The organism is Bacillus sp. JJ1533, assembly GCF_036965045.1.
Taxonomy (GTDB): Bacteria; Bacillota; Bacilli; order Bacillales; family Bacillaceae_L; genus Ferdinandcohnia.
Map to the genome: position 1 here is coordinate 46,419 of NZ_JBALOV010000014.1, position 19,395 is coordinate 65,813.

General features: G+C 36.1%; 18 protein-coding genes and 1 pseudogene. 3 read left to right on the forward strand and 16 right to left on the reverse strand.

Annotated elements, in window-relative coordinates; translation table 11 throughout:
• Positions 1 to 63: 63 nt before the first annotated feature.
• Entirely contained in the window at positions 64 to 684 is a 621-nt protein-coding gene (locus tag V7138_RS07615) for a TetR/AcrR family transcriptional regulator (protein ID WP_335395654.1), read from the reverse strand.
• A 659-nt stretch (positions 685 to 1,343) separates the two neighbouring features.
• On the opposite strand from V7138_RS07615, the gene V7138_RS07620 reads away from it, so the two are divergent.
• The 3 genes and pseudogenes from V7138_RS07620 to V7138_RS07630 all read left to right on the forward strand — a co-directional run.
• A complete protein-coding gene (locus V7138_RS07620; protein ID WP_335395656.1) occupies positions 1,344 to 1,490 on the forward strand; it encodes a hypothetical protein in 147 nt (48 codons plus the stop codon).
• 52 nt (positions 1,491 to 1,542) lie between these two features.
• Positions 1,543 to 1,725: a DUF2922 domain-containing protein gene (locus V7138_RS07625; protein ID WP_335395659.1), complete on the forward strand. Its 183-nt coding sequence runs from the start codon at positions 1,543 to 1,545 to the stop codon at positions 1,723 to 1,725.
• 58 nt (positions 1,726 to 1,783) lie between these two features.
• Positions 1,784 to 1,870 (forward strand): annotated as a pseudogene (locus tag V7138_RS07630) (YvrJ family protein); the annotation flags it as partial.
• A gap of 465 nt (positions 1,871 to 2,335) precedes the next feature.
• Here the strand turns inward: V7138_RS07630 and V7138_RS07635 are convergent.
• The 15 genes from V7138_RS07635 to V7138_RS07705 form a co-directional block, all read right to left on the reverse strand.
• Positions 2,336 to 3,043 (reverse strand): HAD family hydrolase, encoded by a 708-nt coding sequence (locus tag V7138_RS07635; protein ID WP_335395662.1) that lies wholly within the window; start codon positions 3,041 to 3,043, stop codon positions 2,336 to 2,338.
• Positions 3,044 to 4,090: 1,047 nt separating this feature from the next.
• Entirely contained in the window at positions 4,091 to 5,407 is a 1,317-nt protein-coding gene (locus tag V7138_RS07640) for a TRAP transporter large permease (protein ID WP_335395665.1), read from the reverse strand.
• Positions 5,408 to 5,437: 30 nt separating this feature from the next.
• The gene (locus tag V7138_RS07645; protein ID WP_335395666.1) at positions 5,438 to 5,974 is read right to left on the reverse strand and encodes a TRAP transporter small permease subunit; all 537 of its coding nucleotides are present in this window, start codon (positions 5,972 to 5,974) and stop codon (positions 5,438 to 5,440) included.
• Positions 5,975 to 6,042: 68 nt separating this feature from the next.
• Complete coding sequence (locus tag V7138_RS07650; RefSeq protein ID WP_335395668.1) at positions 6,043 to 7,143, reverse strand: C4-dicarboxylate TRAP transporter substrate-binding protein; 1,101 nt, start codon at positions 7,141 to 7,143, stop codon at positions 6,043 to 6,045.
• Between the two features lie 68 nt (positions 7,144 to 7,211).
• On the reverse strand, positions 7,212 to 8,579 hold the full coding sequence (locus V7138_RS07655; RefSeq protein WP_335395670.1) for a phenylacetate--CoA ligase family protein: 1,368 nt from the start codon (positions 8,577 to 8,579) through the stop codon (positions 7,212 to 7,214).
• Positions 8,579 to 9,277, reverse strand: a complete 699-nt coding sequence (locus V7138_RS07660; RefSeq protein ID WP_335395673.1) for a cyclase family protein — start codon at positions 9,275 to 9,277, stop codon at positions 8,579 to 8,581. The genes V7138_RS07655 and V7138_RS07660 overlap by 1 nt, the downstream gene beginning before the upstream one ends.
• A 3-nt stretch (positions 9,278 to 9,280) precedes the next feature.
• The gene (locus V7138_RS07665; protein WP_335395675.1) at positions 9,281 to 9,667 is read right to left on the reverse strand and encodes a cupin domain-containing protein; all 387 of its coding nucleotides are present in this window, start codon (positions 9,665 to 9,667) and stop codon (positions 9,281 to 9,283) included.
• Between the two features lie 18 nt (positions 9,668 to 9,685).
• The gene (locus tag V7138_RS07670) at positions 9,686 to 10,867 is read right to left on the reverse strand and encodes a thiolase family protein (RefSeq protein WP_335395678.1); all 1,182 of its coding nucleotides are present in this window, start codon (positions 10,865 to 10,867) and stop codon (positions 9,686 to 9,688) included.
• 85 nt (positions 10,868 to 10,952) lie between these two features.
• Positions 10,953 to 11,720, reverse strand: a complete 768-nt coding sequence (locus tag V7138_RS07675; RefSeq protein WP_335395679.1) for an SDR family NAD(P)-dependent oxidoreductase — start codon at positions 11,718 to 11,720, stop codon at positions 10,953 to 10,955.
• Positions 11,713 to 12,762 (reverse strand): LacI family DNA-binding transcriptional regulator, encoded by a 1,050-nt coding sequence (locus V7138_RS07680; protein WP_335395680.1) that lies wholly within the window; start codon positions 12,760 to 12,762, stop codon positions 11,713 to 11,715. The genes V7138_RS07675 and V7138_RS07680 overlap by 8 nt, the downstream gene beginning before the upstream one ends.
• Before the next feature lie 186 nt (positions 12,763 to 12,948).
• Positions 12,949 to 14,358 carry an aldehyde dehydrogenase family protein gene (locus V7138_RS07685; RefSeq protein ID WP_438824327.1) on the reverse strand — a complete coding sequence of 470 codons (1,410 nt, stop codon included), beginning with the start codon at positions 14,356 to 14,358 and terminating at the stop codon, positions 12,949 to 12,951.
• An 82-nt stretch (positions 14,359 to 14,440) separates the two neighbouring features.
• Positions 14,441 to 15,637, reverse strand: a complete 1,197-nt coding sequence (locus tag V7138_RS07690; RefSeq protein ID WP_335395686.1) for an iron-containing alcohol dehydrogenase — start codon at positions 15,635 to 15,637, stop codon at positions 14,441 to 14,443.
• Between the two features lie 50 nt (positions 15,638 to 15,687).
• A complete protein-coding gene (locus V7138_RS07695; protein ID WP_335395688.1) occupies positions 15,688 to 16,455 on the reverse strand; it encodes an SDR family NAD(P)-dependent oxidoreductase in 768 nt (255 codons plus the stop codon).
• A gap of 7 nt (positions 16,456 to 16,462) precedes the next feature.
• Entirely contained in the window at positions 16,463 to 17,224 is a 762-nt protein-coding gene (locus V7138_RS07700) for a cyclase family protein (RefSeq protein ID WP_335395691.1), read from the reverse strand.
• 623 nt (positions 17,225 to 17,847) lie between these two features.
• Entirely contained in the window at positions 17,848 to 19,272 is a 1,425-nt protein-coding gene (locus V7138_RS07705; RefSeq protein WP_335395693.1) for an aldehyde dehydrogenase family protein, read from the reverse strand.
• Between the last annotated feature and the right edge of the window lie 123 nt (positions 19,273 to 19,395).

A 19,395-nucleotide genomic window follows, 5' to 3' on the forward strand; every position in this document is an offset into this window, starting at 1 on the left:
CCTTCTTCTCAAGCTTTAATTTCTATTCTAGAATTTCTTCCAATAAATCATCTCTAAGATTATTTAATCATCTCTTTTTAACAAGCCCTTTTCACAGTAGTTAACAATATTTATTAATTTTTCCTCGTGACTAGATTGGTCTCCTTCTTGATTCCAAAATGGAATCCAATGCATTACTCCTAATAACATCTGGATAGCAATTCTAGTAGGCATCTTTTCAAAACTTCCTTCTTGAACACCTTCCTCATATAACTTTTTCCACAAAGATAGAAATTCAGATTGCATTTTTCTAATAATCATTTGGTGTTCATCTGTTAGAGAGTTATGTTCAGTGAAAGCAGAATAAAATAAATTGCTATTATTTAAGATTAACTCTGCATAAGCAGAAAGAGCTTCACGCAAGCGTGTTCGTGCTGATTTTGACTGTAAAATAATATCCTTAATGCTTTTAGTTCCCGAAGTCATTGCAGATTCTAGTATATAAAAAAGCAATTCTTGTTTACTGGATATATACGAATAAAGCGTAGGTTTTGTAAGACCAACTCGCTCAGCAACAACATCCATACTCATATTGTGATAGCCTGTTTCTCTCATTAAGTCTATTGCTTGGCTTGCTATTTCCCGCTTTTTATCTTCGATTTTTTTAGCCGCCCTTTTTACCTTTAACTCTCCCCCGATACTCATAACTAACCATCAAACCTTTCTGACTTTTAAAATTAGTAGTTAATAAACAAAGTTGTATTCTTTGTTTTTAACCAACAAGTTAAATAAACAGATAATTTAACTTGTGAGTTAAATATATTATACACGTTATTAAATGTCAATACTTTTTTTATATTGTTTATTTTCAGAAACTTTAATAAATAATTCCACTTTCCTTCTTGTTCTCAGATCATATTATACTCTTGTAAAGCCTTCTCAAAATCACATACAATTTTGTATCCTGCATGACTATATCACCACACATTATTAACATATATAGTAAATTAGTAAATCTGCAATACGGATGAAGTATAAAATGTATCAACAATGGGACAATCGCTTGAAGAATTTTTTTCAGAATCTGGGGTATGATGTGATCAACCCTGAAGAATTTGAATCTGAGTTTGTAGCATACGTCTGAATCAAAAAATGAGAAAAAATAGTTTACGCTTTCATACAGGAAAAAAACAGTGAACATAATTGAACCAAAATCGGGAATATTTGTAAAAATTTATATAATATGATGCCCCTTTTCTCCCTTCCGCCCAACAGTAGTGATAAAGAGATGATGTACATAAAAGCAATTCAAGACATTCAACGTTCTCAGTTACGCTTGTATTTGAAACGGATTATGACGATAAGTGGAAAATGACACAAAAACAAACCCTGCTGCAACAGCTAATAAACTTTATTCAGTGGCTGTTGCAATCGTTGGTCTACAAGACCTACAGCTTTTCAACGTCGAGCGTAATGATAGCTTTTTTATGCTATCTCAAAAAATTAACTAATTTGAGGAAAATCTAGAGAAAGGAGGAATAACAAATAGCAAATTCACTCGAAATGCTATTTACAAATGAAGATGGGAAGACAGCTAAAGTTTCCTTTGAAAATCCAAACGAACCTGTTGTTACAGGAGCAGTATCAGCTACAATGGACGTAATCGTTGCGTCTAATGCATTTTTAACACCAAGCGGCGCAATCGTCGCGGAAAAAGCCGCACGTGTTGTAAAAACACAATGTTGAAGATGTTCAATTTTATAAGTTGATCAGGCCGACTCTCTTCTAGGGAGTTGGCTTTCCTATTGTTGTGACATTGTACCCACTGCAGCGGATTGAAACGAAGCTAGATAGTGTCATTGACTCGATTCAAATGCTGCCAAGGCCACTCCACCGTATGAAACAAAGAAAGGTATATCGTAGGACAAGGACATCTAACGTGTTGGCGTTAGGTGTTCTTTTTTTATATGAAGAAATTGATTACAGCCACAAAAATGTACCATCTCTGTCATGTTTTTTACCATCAGTTGCCACGAAATTTACCACTTGCTTTTAAAGTATTTACCCAATAGAAAAACGTCAACGATCTTGAAGTAAAAAAGCCTAGATCCTCTTTATTTGAGGACTTAGGCTTTTGGTCATCTGCAATCAGGCCAATTTTGGAATATCATTTTCTATTGAATAGTATCGTTGTACTGCGCAGCAAAGATCTTTTTATATATGACAGTTCTTGTAAAACTAATGCTTCCGTTTTGTTTAAAAACCCGCTAAATACTATTCATTAAGTTAATAAGAAGTTTTCAGTGAAACCTTAAAAGGAACCAGGATGACAATCCCTGATTCCTAACATAACGCCCTAAGCCTTTTTCGCAAATAATTCTAATAACTCCTTGGCACTATGTACTTCTTTATCTGGTTTATAGCTTGCATTTGTTGGTAAATCTTTTTTACGATGATTCATCCAGATCGCTTGCCAGCCCGCTTGTTTTGCTCCGATAATATCTTTTTCAAAATTATCCCCGATATACACGGTTTTGGTTTGGACTAGGTCCAGTTTCTGTTCTATAAAATCGAATACTTCTCTTTTCGGTTTTGCATGACCAATCGAACCAGAAATAAACGTCATATCTGCCGGAATCCACCGATTAAGGCCGAGCTGTTTAATTTTCATTGCTTGATGTTTTTCTTCACCATTTGTAAGAATTCCAAGCTGGTTCCCATCTTTGTAAAGTACATTTAGTAGTTCTTCTACTTCAGGAAACAAGGTAATGTTATTTTGTTCGGTCACATACGTTTCATGAAAAATAGTCGCCATTTCCGTATCTATAGGGATATTAAAATCCTTACAGGCAGCCATGATTCGTCCGGTTTGCCATTCATATTGGGGTATTTCACCTGCTTCACTTTGATCAAATAAAATCTCGCTATACTTACGACTAGCTTTATATAATTGATCGATTTCTTCGTCTGAAAATGGCTCTTGAAAAAGCTTCCTCACCGTATTATGAAAAGATTGTGCTTGATCATATAGTGTATCATCGACATCAAATATTATCGTATCCATTCTCATAGCCCTCCTTATACTATGATGATATCATTTATTTATAAACTAGAGAAAACAGATAGCCAACTAACTACTTCCTTCATCTAATCAAACTAATAAGCAACAGCACCTACCCTAACGTGTAGGAAAGGTGCTGTTACTAGTTATTATAATAAAACTCATTACTTATGTCTTGTCCCCTACTATTAATACTAAACTAATCCTTAACCAATCTGTACCGATTGTTGAGAATCAACCACCAATAAATACAACCATTACATTAAAGAAAATTCTCTTTTATCAGCGAAAATATTTACTGCAAAGTATTTAGTCTAATACGTAATAAAAGAATTACTCTAAGTCATATAGAAAAAGATTTCGTAATTTGTCAGATTCTGCGCTTAACTAAGAAATTACAACTATTAATATATAAGGAAACTACTCCTGCCCTATGGATATAACGTTAATTATATGGACTTCTTTAGGTAATCTTCTCTGTTATTAATTTTCATAATTTGCGAAAAATACAATATTGGTTAATCTAGTCTTAATATTTTTACAGGCCGCCTCAAAGTCTATCACATCCCTATGATGTGACCGCTACTATGTGAAGGTAACGAAGCAAATTTACTTTAGATTCCTAGAATATCCACTAATTGCTTTATATCAAGTATTGTAGGGAATTATTCTTGTTAATATAAATATTAAGCTACTACATTTTGTATTAAAAGGATCGGTTCAGAGGCATAATAAAGGATATTATGTTTAATAAACGTGACACTCAAAGACACACCGTCTAATTCCTTATCCCTGTCCAATAATTAGAGGAAGCCAAATGATAATTCAAACTTTGTCGAACCTAATGTTTATTTTGTAAACTTAAAAAAAGAATATGCATTAGATTATTATCTAATCCAGTACCTTCTTTTGTGAAGTTTCTAACTTTAATAAAATTGTTATATTTGGTTTATAACAACAAAAAAACATGCAACTTTTAATCCTGCATGTTTTTCGGATGGTTAATCTATTTTTTGAAGTATATATTCATACATATCCATTTTATTAATATTATCCCCCTAGGTTTGGTAACCATAAACTCAAGCTTGGGAACATTATTATGATGACCAATGCGACCACCATCATTACTAAAAATGGAAATGAGCCTCTGAATATATCTTCAATACTTGCTTTATCGCCAAGTGCGGATTTCATTGAGTAAACGACCATTCCAAATGGTGGAGTTAATAGCCCCATCTCGATGACAATAACAGAAATAATTCCAAACCAAATTAAATCAAATCCAAATGCAGTAACGACTGGAAGCATGAGAGGCATTGTAATTAATAGAATTGATGTAGAATCAAGCACCATTCCAAGGATTATTAAGATAATAATAAACACAATTAACACTAAGTAAGGAGATAATGATAGATTATTTATGAAATTTTGAAGAGAATTTAATATCCCACTCATTGCAAGCATTCTTGAATACATTTGTGCGGCGATCAATAGAAATAATACACTGGCTGAAGTATATCCTGTTTCAATTAAAGTATTCCATAATGAACTTTTAGTAATTTGTTTCTTTGCGAACGCTAACAGAAAAGCTCCAAAAGCACCTACAGCACCTGCTTCAGTTGGAGTAAAAAATCCTGCATACATTCCCCCTAGTATTAATACCATTAGCAAAACTAAACCCCAAGGTTTGAATAATATTTTTACATCTCTTTTTGTCCATTTTGATTTGTCTGGCTTTTGATGTCCTACAAGTTCAGGCTTTGCTAAAGCCATAAGATAAATTCCGACACTATATACTAATGCCAAAACAATCCCTGGAATAATCCCCGCCATAAATAGTTTTCCAATTGAAACCTCTGCCAACATTCCATATATGATTAAGAGTAAGCTTGGTGGAATCAACATTCCTAGCACTGAACTACCTGCAATCGTTCCTAAAGCAAACTTTTTGCTATATTTATGTTTCGTCATGGGTTCTAATGCAACTTTACTAAAAACCGCTGCGGAAGCTACACTTACCCCAGTTATAGTAGCAAAAATTGCATTAGCACCAACTGTCGCAATACCTAGCCCACCCCGAACTCTTCTTAAAAATACATTAAATGAATCATATATTTCCTGACTAACGCCCGAAATATTTGCAAAAAGCCCCATCAAAACAAACAGTGGGATAACACCAAAAACATATTCTCTTATGGCTTGAAATGAAGTGGTATGGAGAATATTAAGACCTAGATTTATGTCACCAAGACTAAACCAAATTCCAGCTATACTTGCTACGCATAAAGCAACTCCGACATGAACACCCAATAAAATTAAGGCTAGCAAGAATGTAATCGTGATTATGTTAGCAACAATAGGATCCACACTGATTTCCCCCCTAAACACTAATCATTGTTAAATGCTGATATCATCTTTTACTTCTTTAGATTTACTAAATATGGTCCATAGAGAGTTAATAAAATTGATTGTAAACTGAATTGCCATAACTAAGCTTCCTAACATAACAAGAAAATGTGCAGGAAACGTGGGAACGCGTAACGCCCCTTCACCTTCATACTCACCGGAACTTAACGCAGTCCATGTCGGATCCCATGATTTAATAAATATCAGAAAAAATAAACCAAATCCTAGAATTGAAGCAAATCCATTTAATACAGATTTCCATTTATCTGGAAGTTTGTCGAGTATAATAGTTGTTCTTATATGCCTATTATTATTTAGGACATGTGCCATTTGGAGAAAGGTAATCCCAACAATTGAATTCCTTACGATCTCAGAAGTTCCCATAAATGTCGAATTAAACAAATTTCGAGCACCCACATCGTAAACAATCATTAACATAATTAAGAAAATCCATATTGCGCCAATAAAACTTAAAAATGAGGCCATTTTAGTAAAACCTCTTACAAACTTATTTGAGGATTTTTCCAAGTTCTATTCACCTCTTTTCTTAGTGTATAAATCTTCCAATCTCATGTGAGATTGGAAGATTCATATGATTAATCAATCGTGTATGGTTTTGGGAAGTTGTGTCCATGATCCATTTGTCCTTGAATATAATCCTTCATGATATCAGATCCAGGCAGACCTTCATCATTCATTCTTTTTGCGTAGTCATTCGGTATATTTGGTAGTACTTCAAGCCATTTAAGTTTTTCTGCATCAGAAAGTGTTGTAACTACTCCACCTTCTGACTCAATTTGATCTAAGTTCTTACTAGTTTCTTTGCTTAGTTCTTCTGCCATGTTAAAGGAATATTTTTTACCAACATCAACAAGTACATCCTGAACCTCTTTAGGAAGACCTTCGAAAGTATCTGCATTAACGGATAAACCACCAACAATTACAGAACCAAAGCCTACCTGAGTGAAATATTTTGCAACCTCATATAATCTGTAGCCAATTGTAGAGCCTGTATACATAATGTAACCGTTGTATACTCCTGTTTGGATGTTCTGATATGTCTCGGTTAATCCACCTTGTACAGGCACTGCGCCTACAGGTTTAATCCATTCAAGATTAGCTCCGGCACCCCCGATTTTTTTTCCAGTTAAATCTTCAACAGTTTCAAAAGGGAAATCCGTAATAATCTCATATGACTCCGTAAAGCCAAGGCCTAATAGCTTTTGATTTTCTTTTTCATATTCCTTTTCAAATTCTGGGTACTTTTCTACGAGATCATATGCGACTTCTGCAATTACACCAGGGTCAGGGCTTGAAAAAGGGGTATTGTACCCAATATTTGTAATTGGTAGTTTTGAAGGCTCAAATGGGCTTACAATAAATCCGATATCAAGCAATCCTTCTCCAATTGCCTCTATTTCTTCTCCAAGCTTTGCTACTGTACCACCAAACGCCTTGGTCCATTCAATCTTGTAATTAGTAGATTCAAGTGCCTTATCAACTTCTGGAATAAAGTAATTATCAATCGTTCGAATCCAAGTTGCTCCTTCTACAGTGTGACCAGAACCAATTCTTAATTTAATAACTTCTTTTCCATCGGATGAACTATTGCTCCCAGGAGAGCTACATGCAGCAAGTAATCCAAGCATAATGCTTAGTAATATCACAAACCCTTTTCTAATAAACTTTATATTCAATTTAATCAATCCCCCATTATAGGCTATTTATAAAGTATTTTGTATTATGTTCATACGATGGGTAGAAATTATTTCTTAACTGGTACTTCTTCGCCTTTAAACTTACGATAAATCCGTTTCGCCTTATGTTCAAATCTTGGGAGACTATCTTCTGGCACAAGATTTACTATGGATTTAAACTGTAGTTTTTCTGCAATTACAGTTTGTACTTTTCTCTGTAAGCTTTCTATGTCCCCGCTATAAGTTGGAGCGAATTCAGCTACAATATGAATGATATCTTGTTGAACCCCTTCTTTTTCTAGATTAATTCCGAAATGACCATTCATTTCTTCCATGTTTCTTAAGACATCTTCTACAGCACTGGGATAAACATTAACCCCTTTTACGATTAACATGTCATCACTTCTACCTACAACTTTGAACCGATAACCTGTTCTACCACACTCACATTCAGTATCGATTACTTCAATAATATCGTGTGATTTAAATCGAAGGACTGCGTTTGTATAGCGCTCGATATGCGTGTAAATCACTTCACCTCTTACACCCTTTTTAATATCAAGTGGTGCACCTGTCTCAACATCAATCAACTCAGGATAAACCAAATCCCCAACCAGGAAATGCATCCCATTTTGATGCTCACATTCTGCCCCGATAATTGGGTGAATATCAACCATTCCGTAAAGTTCACAACATTTAGCATTCCATGTGTCTTGAATTAGCTTTCTTGTAGCAGGAATTGCTCCCCCTGGTTCACCCCCTGTAATTATCTTTTTTACTGTAGTATCAGCAGGATCTATCCCTAATTCCTTCTTAACAACATCTGCCAAGTACATGATGTAGGATGGAGTTGCATTAATAGCTGTTATTCCCAAGTCTTGAATCATACTAGCTAACCTTTTTGAGCTACCAATCCCAACTGGAACCATTGTTGCTCCCGTATATTCACATCCCATATGGTCTGCTAATCCACCTACAAACATGCTGTAGTTCCAACTATGAGCCACAACATCATCTGGCCTAATTCCACATGCCCAAAAGGTTCTGGCGGTACTTTCATCCCATAGTTCGGCATCTTTTTTGGTTATTCCTACATAAGTTGGTCTTCCTGTACTGCCACTTGAAGCATGAAGTCGTACAATATCTCTTGAGGAAGATGTTTGATTCTCCCCAAGAATTGGCGGCTGTTTTAATAATGCATCCCTTAATTCCTGTTTAGTTGTATAAGGAATTTTAACAATATCATCTAATGAACAGATATCACTAAGTTCTAGCCCAGCTTCTTTAAACTTACTTTGATAAAATGGTGAGTTTGTGAGTGAATATTCTACTTGCCTCAAAAATTTTCTTTCTTGTAACTCACGTAAACTTTCAGCTGAGATAGATTCTATTTCTTGATTAAACAATGCAACTTCGCTTTTTACTGTATTAACCATTATTTATCATCCTCCAGTACAGCAATTGCTCGAACAGGGGAGCCAGTTCCTTTTCTAATTTTCAATGGTAGGCCAATATACTGAAAGCGCTTTCCTACAACTGGTCTTAAGTCTGCTAAATTTTCAACATTTAGTAATTTATATTTCACACAAGCATTATGTGATGGGTATGTTTTATCTATTGGATTATCGATACTTGGAGCATCGACTCCAACATTTACAGCCCCTTGTTCTGCAATCCATGCAGTTGCTTCATAATCAAGACCTGCATAGTTTCCTAACCAATTTTCTGTTCCATAATTTCGAGTATAATGTCCTGTATAGAGCAAGACGGTATCACCTGGTTTAATCTCAAGGTTTGCTTTTTCTAATGCTTCTTTCAAATCATTCACTGAAATAAACCCACTTGACGGAATATGTGATAAATCAAGTGCAATGCCAGAGGTATAAAATTTTTCAAGTGGAAGTTCGTTGATTGCCTCTGCATTTGGATCTGGATCCATATGACTAACAGCATCAACATGTGTTGGGCCATGATCACTCAGCATAAGTCCACGAGTAGCATATGAAAATTCGCCCTTCAACATCTTTCCAGTTTCCTCGTGAGAGTGATGATCCCAAATAACTGTCTTCACATGTCCAGGATACACAGGCATTCCTTGAAAAATTTCTTGAGATAAATCAATTAATTTTGCCATTTCTTATTCCTCCTCATTAAATTTGTGATCTTTTTCATATTGTTCTCGCTCGAAAGGCGGTGAAACCGTTGAAAGTACTTTTAAGACCTGATTACTGTTATTGATTAATTGGTGCATCTTCAGTGGTGGTACATAAACAACAGTCCCTGGCTCTAATGGTTGCTGTTCTCCATCTACAATGATGGCACCCTTTCCACTGATACAATAAAACACTTCTTCTTGGACTTCATGTGAATGCATATTACTGGTACAATGTGGTTGGTAGTCAATAACACCCATCCATACATGCTTTGCTCCTAATGTCCAAGGTGCACAAAGATGTTTTATCTCCCTTGCATTTTCACCGGTATAAACATCTCCTTTTACCTCATGTTCCTTGATAATCTGCATTAAATCTCCTCCAATTGATTATTGATATTTTTCAAAAATAACAGCGCAGCCCTGGCCTCCGCCAATACAGAGTGTCACCAAGCCGTATCGAGTATTGCGTTGTTCCATTTCATACATGATCTTGACTGCTAAGATATTGCCTGTCGCTCCAACTGGGTGTCCAAGAGCAATTGCACCACCATTGACGTTAACGATATCATCATTAAAATTAAGAGTTTTTGAGACTGCTAGACATTGTGCAGCAAATGCTTCATTTGATTCAATCAGGCCGATATCATCAAGTGATAAGCCTGCCTTTTCAAGGGCCTTTTTAACAGCGGGAACAGGTCCAATGCCCATAATACTTGGCTCTACTCCAGAAAATGCATAGCTCTTGATGGAGACCATAGGTTTTATACCTCTCTGAATAGCTTCAGATTCCTTCATTAAAACTAGAGCTGATGCTGCATCATTAATACCGGAAGAGTTACCTGCTGTTACACTTCCGTCCTTTCTAAACACTGGGCGTAACTTTGATAGCTTTTCTAAGGATGTTGCATTTTTTGGGTATTCATCTGTATCAAACTGTTGATATTTTTCTCTGCCTATTGGAACTTGAATCGAAACAATTTGATTTTTAAACGCTCCATTCTCAATAGCTTGAGTTGCTTTATGCTGACTTTGATATGCGTATTCATCCTGTTCATCCCTACTAATATTGTATTTTGCAGCTACATTTTCAGCGGTAACACCCATTGCATATTTTTCAAATGGATCTGATAAAATTTCAGTTAAAGCATCTCTAACTGTAACCTCGCCCATTTTCCTTCCCCATCTTCTTTCATAATCTAAGAAGGGAAGTTGGCTCATGTTTTCCGCCCCTCCTGATACCACGATATTGGACATTCCTGTTTGTATTGATTGAGTCCCACTAATAATTGACTGTAATCCAGATGCACACAACCGGTTAACCGTCAAAGCTGTCGTTTCGACTGGAAGTCCTGCTTGTATTGCTGCCATTCTTGCAAGATAGGCTGATTCTCCAATCTGTCCTACAGAGCCAAATACCACCTCATCAATTTCTGTTACTTCTAGCTTTGACCGTAGAATCGCTTCCTTAGTTACAATAGCAGCCAATTGAGATAAAGGAATATCTTTTAGAGAACCACCAAATGCTCCAATTGCAGTTCTAACACCACTTGTAATTACAATTTTTTCCACTTTGATCACCCTTTTCATAATTTAATGTCTATTGGAAATATTCAGTATATTTGTGGCGGATTTATCCAGCTCTTTTGTAATCCTATTATATTGAGGTCCAGCCCCCATCGACAATGATGGTTTGCCCAGTCATGAAGTTAGAAGATTCTGAACACAGGAAATGAAAGGCACCTAATAAATCTTCTATTTGTCCTATTCTACCAAGGGGTATATGTTTTTTGATCTCATTAAGTATTTTTGGATCTTTATATAATTCCTTTGTCATTTGTGTTTCAGTAGCTGTTGGGGCAATTGCATTCACCGTAATATTGTATGGAGACCATTCAATCGCTAATGCCTTAGTTAATTGAGTAACACCTCCTTTACTAGTAGAATATATACTTCGGTTAAAATATCCGACGAATGCCATTTGGGAAGACATATTTATAATTTTTCCTGACTTATTTTTTATCATATGTTTTCCAACTTCTTTGCTTAAAAAGAAGACACTTTTTAGATTGATATCCATCACACGGTCCCAATCCACTTCTGTAATTTCTAAGACTGGTTTAGGTATGAGCAAGCCGGCATTATTTATAAGAATGTCGATTTTACCAAAGTGATTGATTATCGTCTCCACACAGCCTGAAATACAAGGAATAGCGGTGAGGTCAATACTTATAGCTAATGATTCTGACCCAATCTCTCTTATTTCTCTCTCAGTTTGAGTCAGTTCATCCTCACTTCTTGCGAGTAGTACAAGCTTTGCCCCAGCACGGGCTAGTGACAAAGCTATACCTTTCCCTATACCTTTGCTCGCTCCAGTTATTACAATAACCTTTCCAGTTAAATCGAACATGGATAGATTACCCAAAAATCCCCAACCCCTCTTTCGCTTTTTCGTTACATAAGAATGAAGTCGTTTTCCGTTTTATCAGCTTGGGTTCTAGCATAACCTGAACCGGTGAAACTCTGTTAGATTTAGACTCTATTATTTCTATTAGCGAATTTAATGCCATTCGTCCCATTTCTTCTTTTTGGGCGGATATTGTTGTTAAATTAATATAGGGATGGGAAGCAATACCAATATCGCCAAATCCAACTACTGATATATCCCCAGGAACTGAATATCCAAGCTTACTTACTGAATCCATTACTGAAATTGCTTGTTGGTCAGTTGTTGTTACGAATGCTGTAGGTTTTTTTTCGGAAGAAAGTACTTGTTTAACAAAATTATAGATATTTTCATAAGAGAATTCCCCATCATAAATATTTAGCTTATTTTCTTCATTTCCATATTTTATTAACGCATTCTTAAAAGCGAGGTGTCTTTTATAATAAGTTGCAAATCTTGATGGGTAGGTAGTTACGGCAATATTTGTATGTCCTAAGTCGATTAAATGTTCTACTGCAATCGATGAGCCTTTTTCATCATCTAGACACACAAAATGCATATCTTCTCTTTCAGGTATTCGATTTAAATAAACAATTGGAAACCCGGTATTATTTAACTGATTTACAATTGTGTCCTCATGATGAATGGTAGCTATTAATATTCCATCAACTTGTTTTGAAGTTAGTGTCCTGACATTATTTTCAAAAATATCATTATCATAGTCTGTATCCGTAATGATGACATCATAACCTCTCTTTCTTGCTTCGGCCATGATCACCTTGGCGACTTCTGCATAAAAGGGGTTTGATATATCTCCTACAATTAATCCAATTGTTCTAGTTTTTTTGTTTACCATGCTTCTTGCAATTTCATTTGGCGAGTATCCTAATTCATTGATAGCCTTTAATACTTTTTGTCGTGTAGATTCCTTCATTTGAGGAAAATTGTTTAGGACTCTTGATACAGTTGTTTGAGATACTCCTGCTTTCTTTGCAACATCATTTACAGTTACTTTTTTCATACTATACCCTCTCGTGATTTGAATACGTATTCTGAAAACGCATTCAGAATACGTATTCATTTTAACTTCCAATCGTATGCAGTGTCAATGTTTTTTAGGTTGGATTTTAAATATTCTGAAATATTGATATGCAATTTATAAAAAGCATTAAAATAAAATAAACTTTACCTATGCTCGTATATATCTTTATTGTATGTTTATTGCAATCAGTTTTAGTTCAGTCATTTCCTCTAATGAGTATCTGACTCCTTCTTTTCCTATACCACTATTTTTTACTCCTCCATAGGGCATATGATCTACTCGGAAGGTGGGTACATCATTAATAAGGACGCTCCCTGATTGAATACTATCTGCTGCGGCAAATGCCTTTTTCAAATCAGTAGTAAACACCCCCGCTTGGAGTCCATACTGAGAATTGTTAACCTGTGCAATAGCTTCTTCCCAATCTACATATTTATTAATAATTACAATTGGCGCAAATGCTTCATTACAACAAATCGAAACGTCGGTGGATACATTCGTTAAAATAGTTGGTTCAAAGACAGAACTATCTCTGTTCCCCCCGACTACTACAGTTGCTCCATTTCTTTCAGCTTCATTTACCCATTTGGAGATACGAATAGCATCATTTTCATGTATCATTGCTGATACATCAGTATTCTCAGAAAGTGGATTTCCGATTACTAGGTTCTTAGTATATTTTTCAAATTTATCAAGGAAGGAATCATATAATGCTTTTTGAACATAAATTCGCTGGATAGAAATACAAATTTGTCCAGCATAACTAAATGCACCTTCTACACATCGGGCAGCCACTTTATCTAAATCAGTGACACTATCTACAATTACAGGAGCGTTTGAGCCGAGTTCTAGTGTGACTCTTTTTAATCCTGCCTTTTTTTTTATTTCTAGTCCCACTTCCAAGCTTCCAGTAAATGTTACCATTTTTACTCGAGGATCGGTCACTAGAACATCGCCAATTACACTTCCTTTTCCTGTTACAACATTTAAAACACCTGGCGGTAGTCCTGCTTCTTCAAAAGCTTCTGCTGTCAATAATGCAGTTAAAGGTGTCTGTGAAGCTGGTTTGAGTACAACGGAATTCCCACCTGCAATTGCTGGTCCAAGTTTATGAGCTACTAAATTAACTGGAAAGTTAAACGGGGTGATGGCAGCAATTACTCCTAATGGTTCTCGTTTCGTATAGGCAAATCGATTTTGAACGCCTTTTGCAGCATCAAGAGGAATAGTTTCCCCAGATAAACGTTTTGCTTCCTCAGCTGCAAATTTATACGTTTGGATTGCACGAGTAATTTCACTTCGTGCAGCTTTTATTGGTTTTGCGTTTTCTTTAGCCATCGTTTGGGCAAATTCTTCCGTTCTACGTTCTAATATAGTAGAAACCCTCTCCAATATTCCTGCACGTTCGTAGGCAGTCATATTTGCAATTACATGGGCATTTTCTGCAGCTGACGAGATAGCTTTATCAACGTCTATTGGAGTTGCTGAAGGAACCAATCCTATCACTTCATTGTCGTAAGGTGATTTGAGTTCGTATGAAGATGAACCTCCACACCATTGTCCACCTACAGTCATTTTATAGCTTATCAATGAAATCCTCCTTTACAATTTGGTTAGTAAAAATCAATTTAGGACAAAAATCTATAAATAAGACAAGCTAAACCGAATATTTGAATCCATGAAATGCATTTTGATAGATTTCTAGTATTTTTTGCTCATTTAATTCGTAAGGAGTATTTGAAAGCAAACGGTCAATCTTTGATGCTTGCGATGAAAGATTGGGCAGAGTCTCCTCTGGTATTCCTAACGCCTTTAGTGAAGTAGGTAAATCTAAATCAACTAATAATTTATACATGTAATTTACTACTGTCTTCAATGCTTGATGAGGTTGTGCTTCGAAATTACCTAATTGAAGTAAACGAGCAACGTCAACCATTTCTTCAATACAAGCTTTACCAGTCACCTCAAACACATAAGGCATAAGTAACGCATTTGCAATCCCATGCTCAATTTGATACTTTCCACCTAAAGGATAAGCTAATGCATGGACAGCGCCTACTCCAGCATTCGCTAATGAAACACCTGCTAATACGCTTGCCCAGCTCATACCCTCTCTTGCTGCAAGGTCGTTACCCTGAAAGACTGCTTTAGTAATATTTGCTTGAAACAGTTTCATTGCCTTTTCAGCATATATTTTGGTTAATGGTGTAGCTTTAACTGCTATATAGGATTCGATTGCATGAGTAAAAGCATCTACTCCTGAGGCAGCCGTTACGCGAGGTGGGCAAGATTGTGATAATACAGGGTCAATGATAGCAACATCAGGAAGAAATGCTGGACTGACTATTCCACGCTTGAGTTCATTTTGAGTATCTCCAAAAATAGCATTCATTGTAACCTCAGATCCTGTACCCGATGTAGTTGGTAAGAGGATGCAGTGTGTTAATCTTGAAACTACAGTTTGTGTACCAGCTAAATAGGGTTCGATCACTTCATGTTTTGAAAGAGCCGCTGCAGCTTTCGCCACGTCTAATGAACTACCGCCTCCAATACCGATTATCAGATCACAATCCTCATCATTTACAAATGTAACTGCTTCCTTCACGATTTCAAATGTTGGCTCTCCTACAATGTTAGTAAAAGTTACAATTTGAATAGGTAATTCTTTAATTTGATCAAAAATTTTATCAACTAAACCAACTTTTTCTAATCCTTTGTCACTGATGATAGCAACCTTTTGTGCATTCATCTTCCTTATTTCATTATTCAAAGTATAAGATGTATTAACTCCAAATCGAAATAGTTCAGGCATTCTAAAATCATGATAATTGACCGATTTTATAAGAGCATCCATGTGTACCTCCTCCTATGTACTGCACATCAAGAGTATAATAGATTAATTGTCTACCAAACAGTCCATCCACCATCAATAGGGATTGTTTGTCCAGTAACCATATTTGATGATTCTGAGCATAAAAACAAAACAGCACCGTAAAGATCTCCGACTTTAGCCAGTCGTCCAAGCGGAATCCTACTTATTACATCATTATAAAATTCTTTATCCTCAAACATTGGTCCTGTCATAGGAGTTTCAATAAAGGTTGGTGCAATTGAATTCACATTAATTTTGTGCTCTGCCCATTCAATAGCTAAAGCTCTCGTTAGTTGCATTAAACCACCTTTACTTGAACAGTAAGCTGCCCTCTTATAATATCCTACATAAGCCATTTGAGAGGACATATTAATAATTTTCCCTTTTTTTCTTTCAACCATGTACCTTCCAACAGCCTGTGTCAGAAAAAAAACACTTCTTAAATTGAGATTCATGACTCGATCCCAGTCTTCAGCTTTAACCTCTAATGCAGACTTTGGAATATTCGTTCCTGCATTATTTACTAAAATATCAATCTTCCCAAAATGATTATAAATCTCTGCAACCATTTCAGGGATTAGATCTACTTCCAAAAGGTCAAAGGAGATTGGAAGAGCCTTTCTACCTGTATTTTTAATCTCAGAAGCTAGTTCTTTAAGTTCGTTTTTACTCCTCGCAATAATAGCCAAATCTGCCCCGGCTCTCGCAAGCATGATTGAGATTTCTCTTCCAATTCCTTTACTGGCCCCAGATACTATTGCTACTTTTCCGTTAAGATTGAACATGCTCTCTACTTTCATCAAAATATTACTCCCAAAGTGCTAGTGCTCGCACTGGACATCCAGTACCATTAACTAGTTTTAAAGGGGTCATAATAAATTGAAATCGATGTAGAGGTATTTTATTCATATTTGCTATTAACTCTGTATGAACTACTAATCTTTCTCCATGTCTTGTATGATTTGGATACGTAATATCTCCCGGTAAATCGGTACTAATCGCATCTGTACATACGTTGATTACCCCTTGATCTAATATCCAATCCGTTGCTTTTCCACTTAAACCTGGATATTCTGTGACAAAAGCTTCTGCATTATTCCATTTTTCAGAGATTCCAGTATAATACATCAATGTGTCACCTGGTTTTATCGTTTCTCCAGCAGCTGCTAAGCCATTCTTTATATCCTCTAGTTCAATATGTTTACCAGGTCCAACGTAAGAAACATCAATCCAAACAGCGGATGTAAACATATGTTCAACTGGGAATTTTTCAATGGTTAAATCGGGACGATGTTTGTTAAAGTGATAAATAGCATCAACATGTGTAGACACATGATCTGAAGTAACCAACCCTTTAACAGCATACCCTTCAAATGGTGTATCTCCAAGACGCATCACACACTCTTCATGAGTTAGATGCCACCATTGTGAAGTCTTCGCGTGTCCTGGATAAACAGGTATTTTATCACTTAATTCTCTTGTTAAATCTAAGACATTATACTCCTTTCCAAAAATATTAATTTTTGTTTGTTCCTTGTAAGAGATTGGTTCACAAATATTCTTTCTCAAAATATAACCTCCCGCTTATTTTTAAATTTTCCAAGACTCCCTTTGTTAATTTAATTTAAATCTCTAAAGGTATTCTTATATTGGAATCTCGGGGGATTCCCCAAACTGTTTAGTAAGAAGTAAATTTACAATAAAACTTAGTTTTGAATACGTATTCAAAAAATATCTAAAAAATATCCCCAAGGCTTTTCAAATAGTCCATTAAGGTAAATTTTTGAAAGAATGTATTTGTTAAATGGATATTAAATAGTTTTTTGAATACGTATTTATTTTGTCATTGAATACGCTTTCAATTGAGTTACCTAAAATATAAACGTTCAATTTAGAATTGTCAATAATTTCTGATTATATTTTTATTTGAAATTAATTAAAAAAAACTTAGCACCTACTAATTCAATGTATCTTAATAATTTTAAATTTTAATAATGAACTATAACATTATTTCATAAAAGGTATCCTTTTTAAACGGCCTTAACCCTATAGAATATAGAGTTAAAGCCGTCCCAATCTTATTATTATTTCCACTTTCCACTTGACAGTGGGCAAGTTCATCGACTTATTTTTGTTACATCCACTCTTTTTTCGTTTTCAGGTTTTACCACAGTCTCAATTTTTTATTTTTCTTAGGATTGTATCCCCATCACAGCTTTAGGCTCAAGGTATTCTTCTATACCAAAGTCGCCCCATTCGCGTCCGATACCAGATTGCTTGAAGCCGCCAAAAGGTGCTGAGAAATCGAATGGTGCATTATTGACAATGATAATTCCTGCACGGATGCCTGAAGCAGCTTTTTTTAATTCCTCGGGATCCACACCCACGACATAACCCGCTAGACCGTAGACGGTATCGTTTGCAATCTCGATCGCTTCGTCGAGTGAATCATAAGTGATAATCGTTGTTACCGGCCCGAAGATTTCATCTTGGGCAATCGTCATATCATTACGCACATCCGTAAAGACGGTGGGCTTTACAAAATAACCTTGATTCAGCCCTTCAGGTTTACCTGTACCACCCGTCAGTATAGTTGCACCTTCATCTACGCCTTTCTGAATATAACCTTGAATACGATCCCATTGTTTTTTCGAGACAACCGGGCCAACCTCATTGTCTTGTTTTGGGTCACCGACGGTTAATTCAGCAACCAACTCTTTCACTTTCTCTTCGAATTGCGCTTTCATCTCTTTTGGAACAATCACGCGAGTGGCTGCAATACAAGCTTGGCCTGAATTAGTAGAAATATTGGAGACCGCAGTTTTGGCTGCCTTTGCCACATCCGCGTCTTTTAGTACGATTAGCGGCGATTTTCCGCCTAATTCTAGCGAGACTTTTTTAATATCTTTCGACGCGTTCTCCATCACTTTACGACCAGCTACATTTGAACCAGTAAAGGAGACAAAATCGATGTCCGGATGCGCAGTTATGCCATTTCCAATTACTTCACCCGTACCATTAACAAGATTGAAGACCCCTTTCGGGAGACCAGCAGCTTCAAAAATATCTGCAAACATCATTGCCGCATAAGGAGTGATTTCTGCCGGTTTCAAAACCATGGTGCAGCCAGCTGCAAGCGCACTCGCAATTTTAGTTGAGGGTTGGTTAGTCGGAAAGTTCCATGGTGTGATCAAGCCACACACGCCAATCGGCTCTTTGATAATCGTAGATTTCCCGCGTTTTTCTATAAAAGAATAATCTCGAAGTATTTCAGCAGCTTGTTTAAAATGGGCATATCCCAACAAGTAATGGTAGCTTTCCGAGAGCTTAAGTGGGGCACCAAGCTCTTCTGTAATGATCTCGACCAGTTCGTTCTTACGTTTTTCATATTCGTCTGCAATTCTCTCCAGTAAATTTATTCGATATTCTCTGGAAGTTTGTGCAAAAGCTGGAAAGGCGTTCCGAGCTGCTTTGACAGCCCGATCCAGGTCTTCTTTGGTCCCAAGACTAATATGTCCTAAGACTTCCTCGGTCGCTGGATTAAGAACTTCCATCGTCTCTGAACCAGTTGATTCGACCCACTCCCCATTAATATAGTGCTTAAGATAATTACGCATAAGGTGAACCCCCCTCTAAAATAATAATTTCCTTTAACGTACTTCTTATGGGATACGCAACCAAACTCATTAAATCTCCTTTATTAGAAAGATAACTAGTAGGGATTATGAAATAATCCCTAC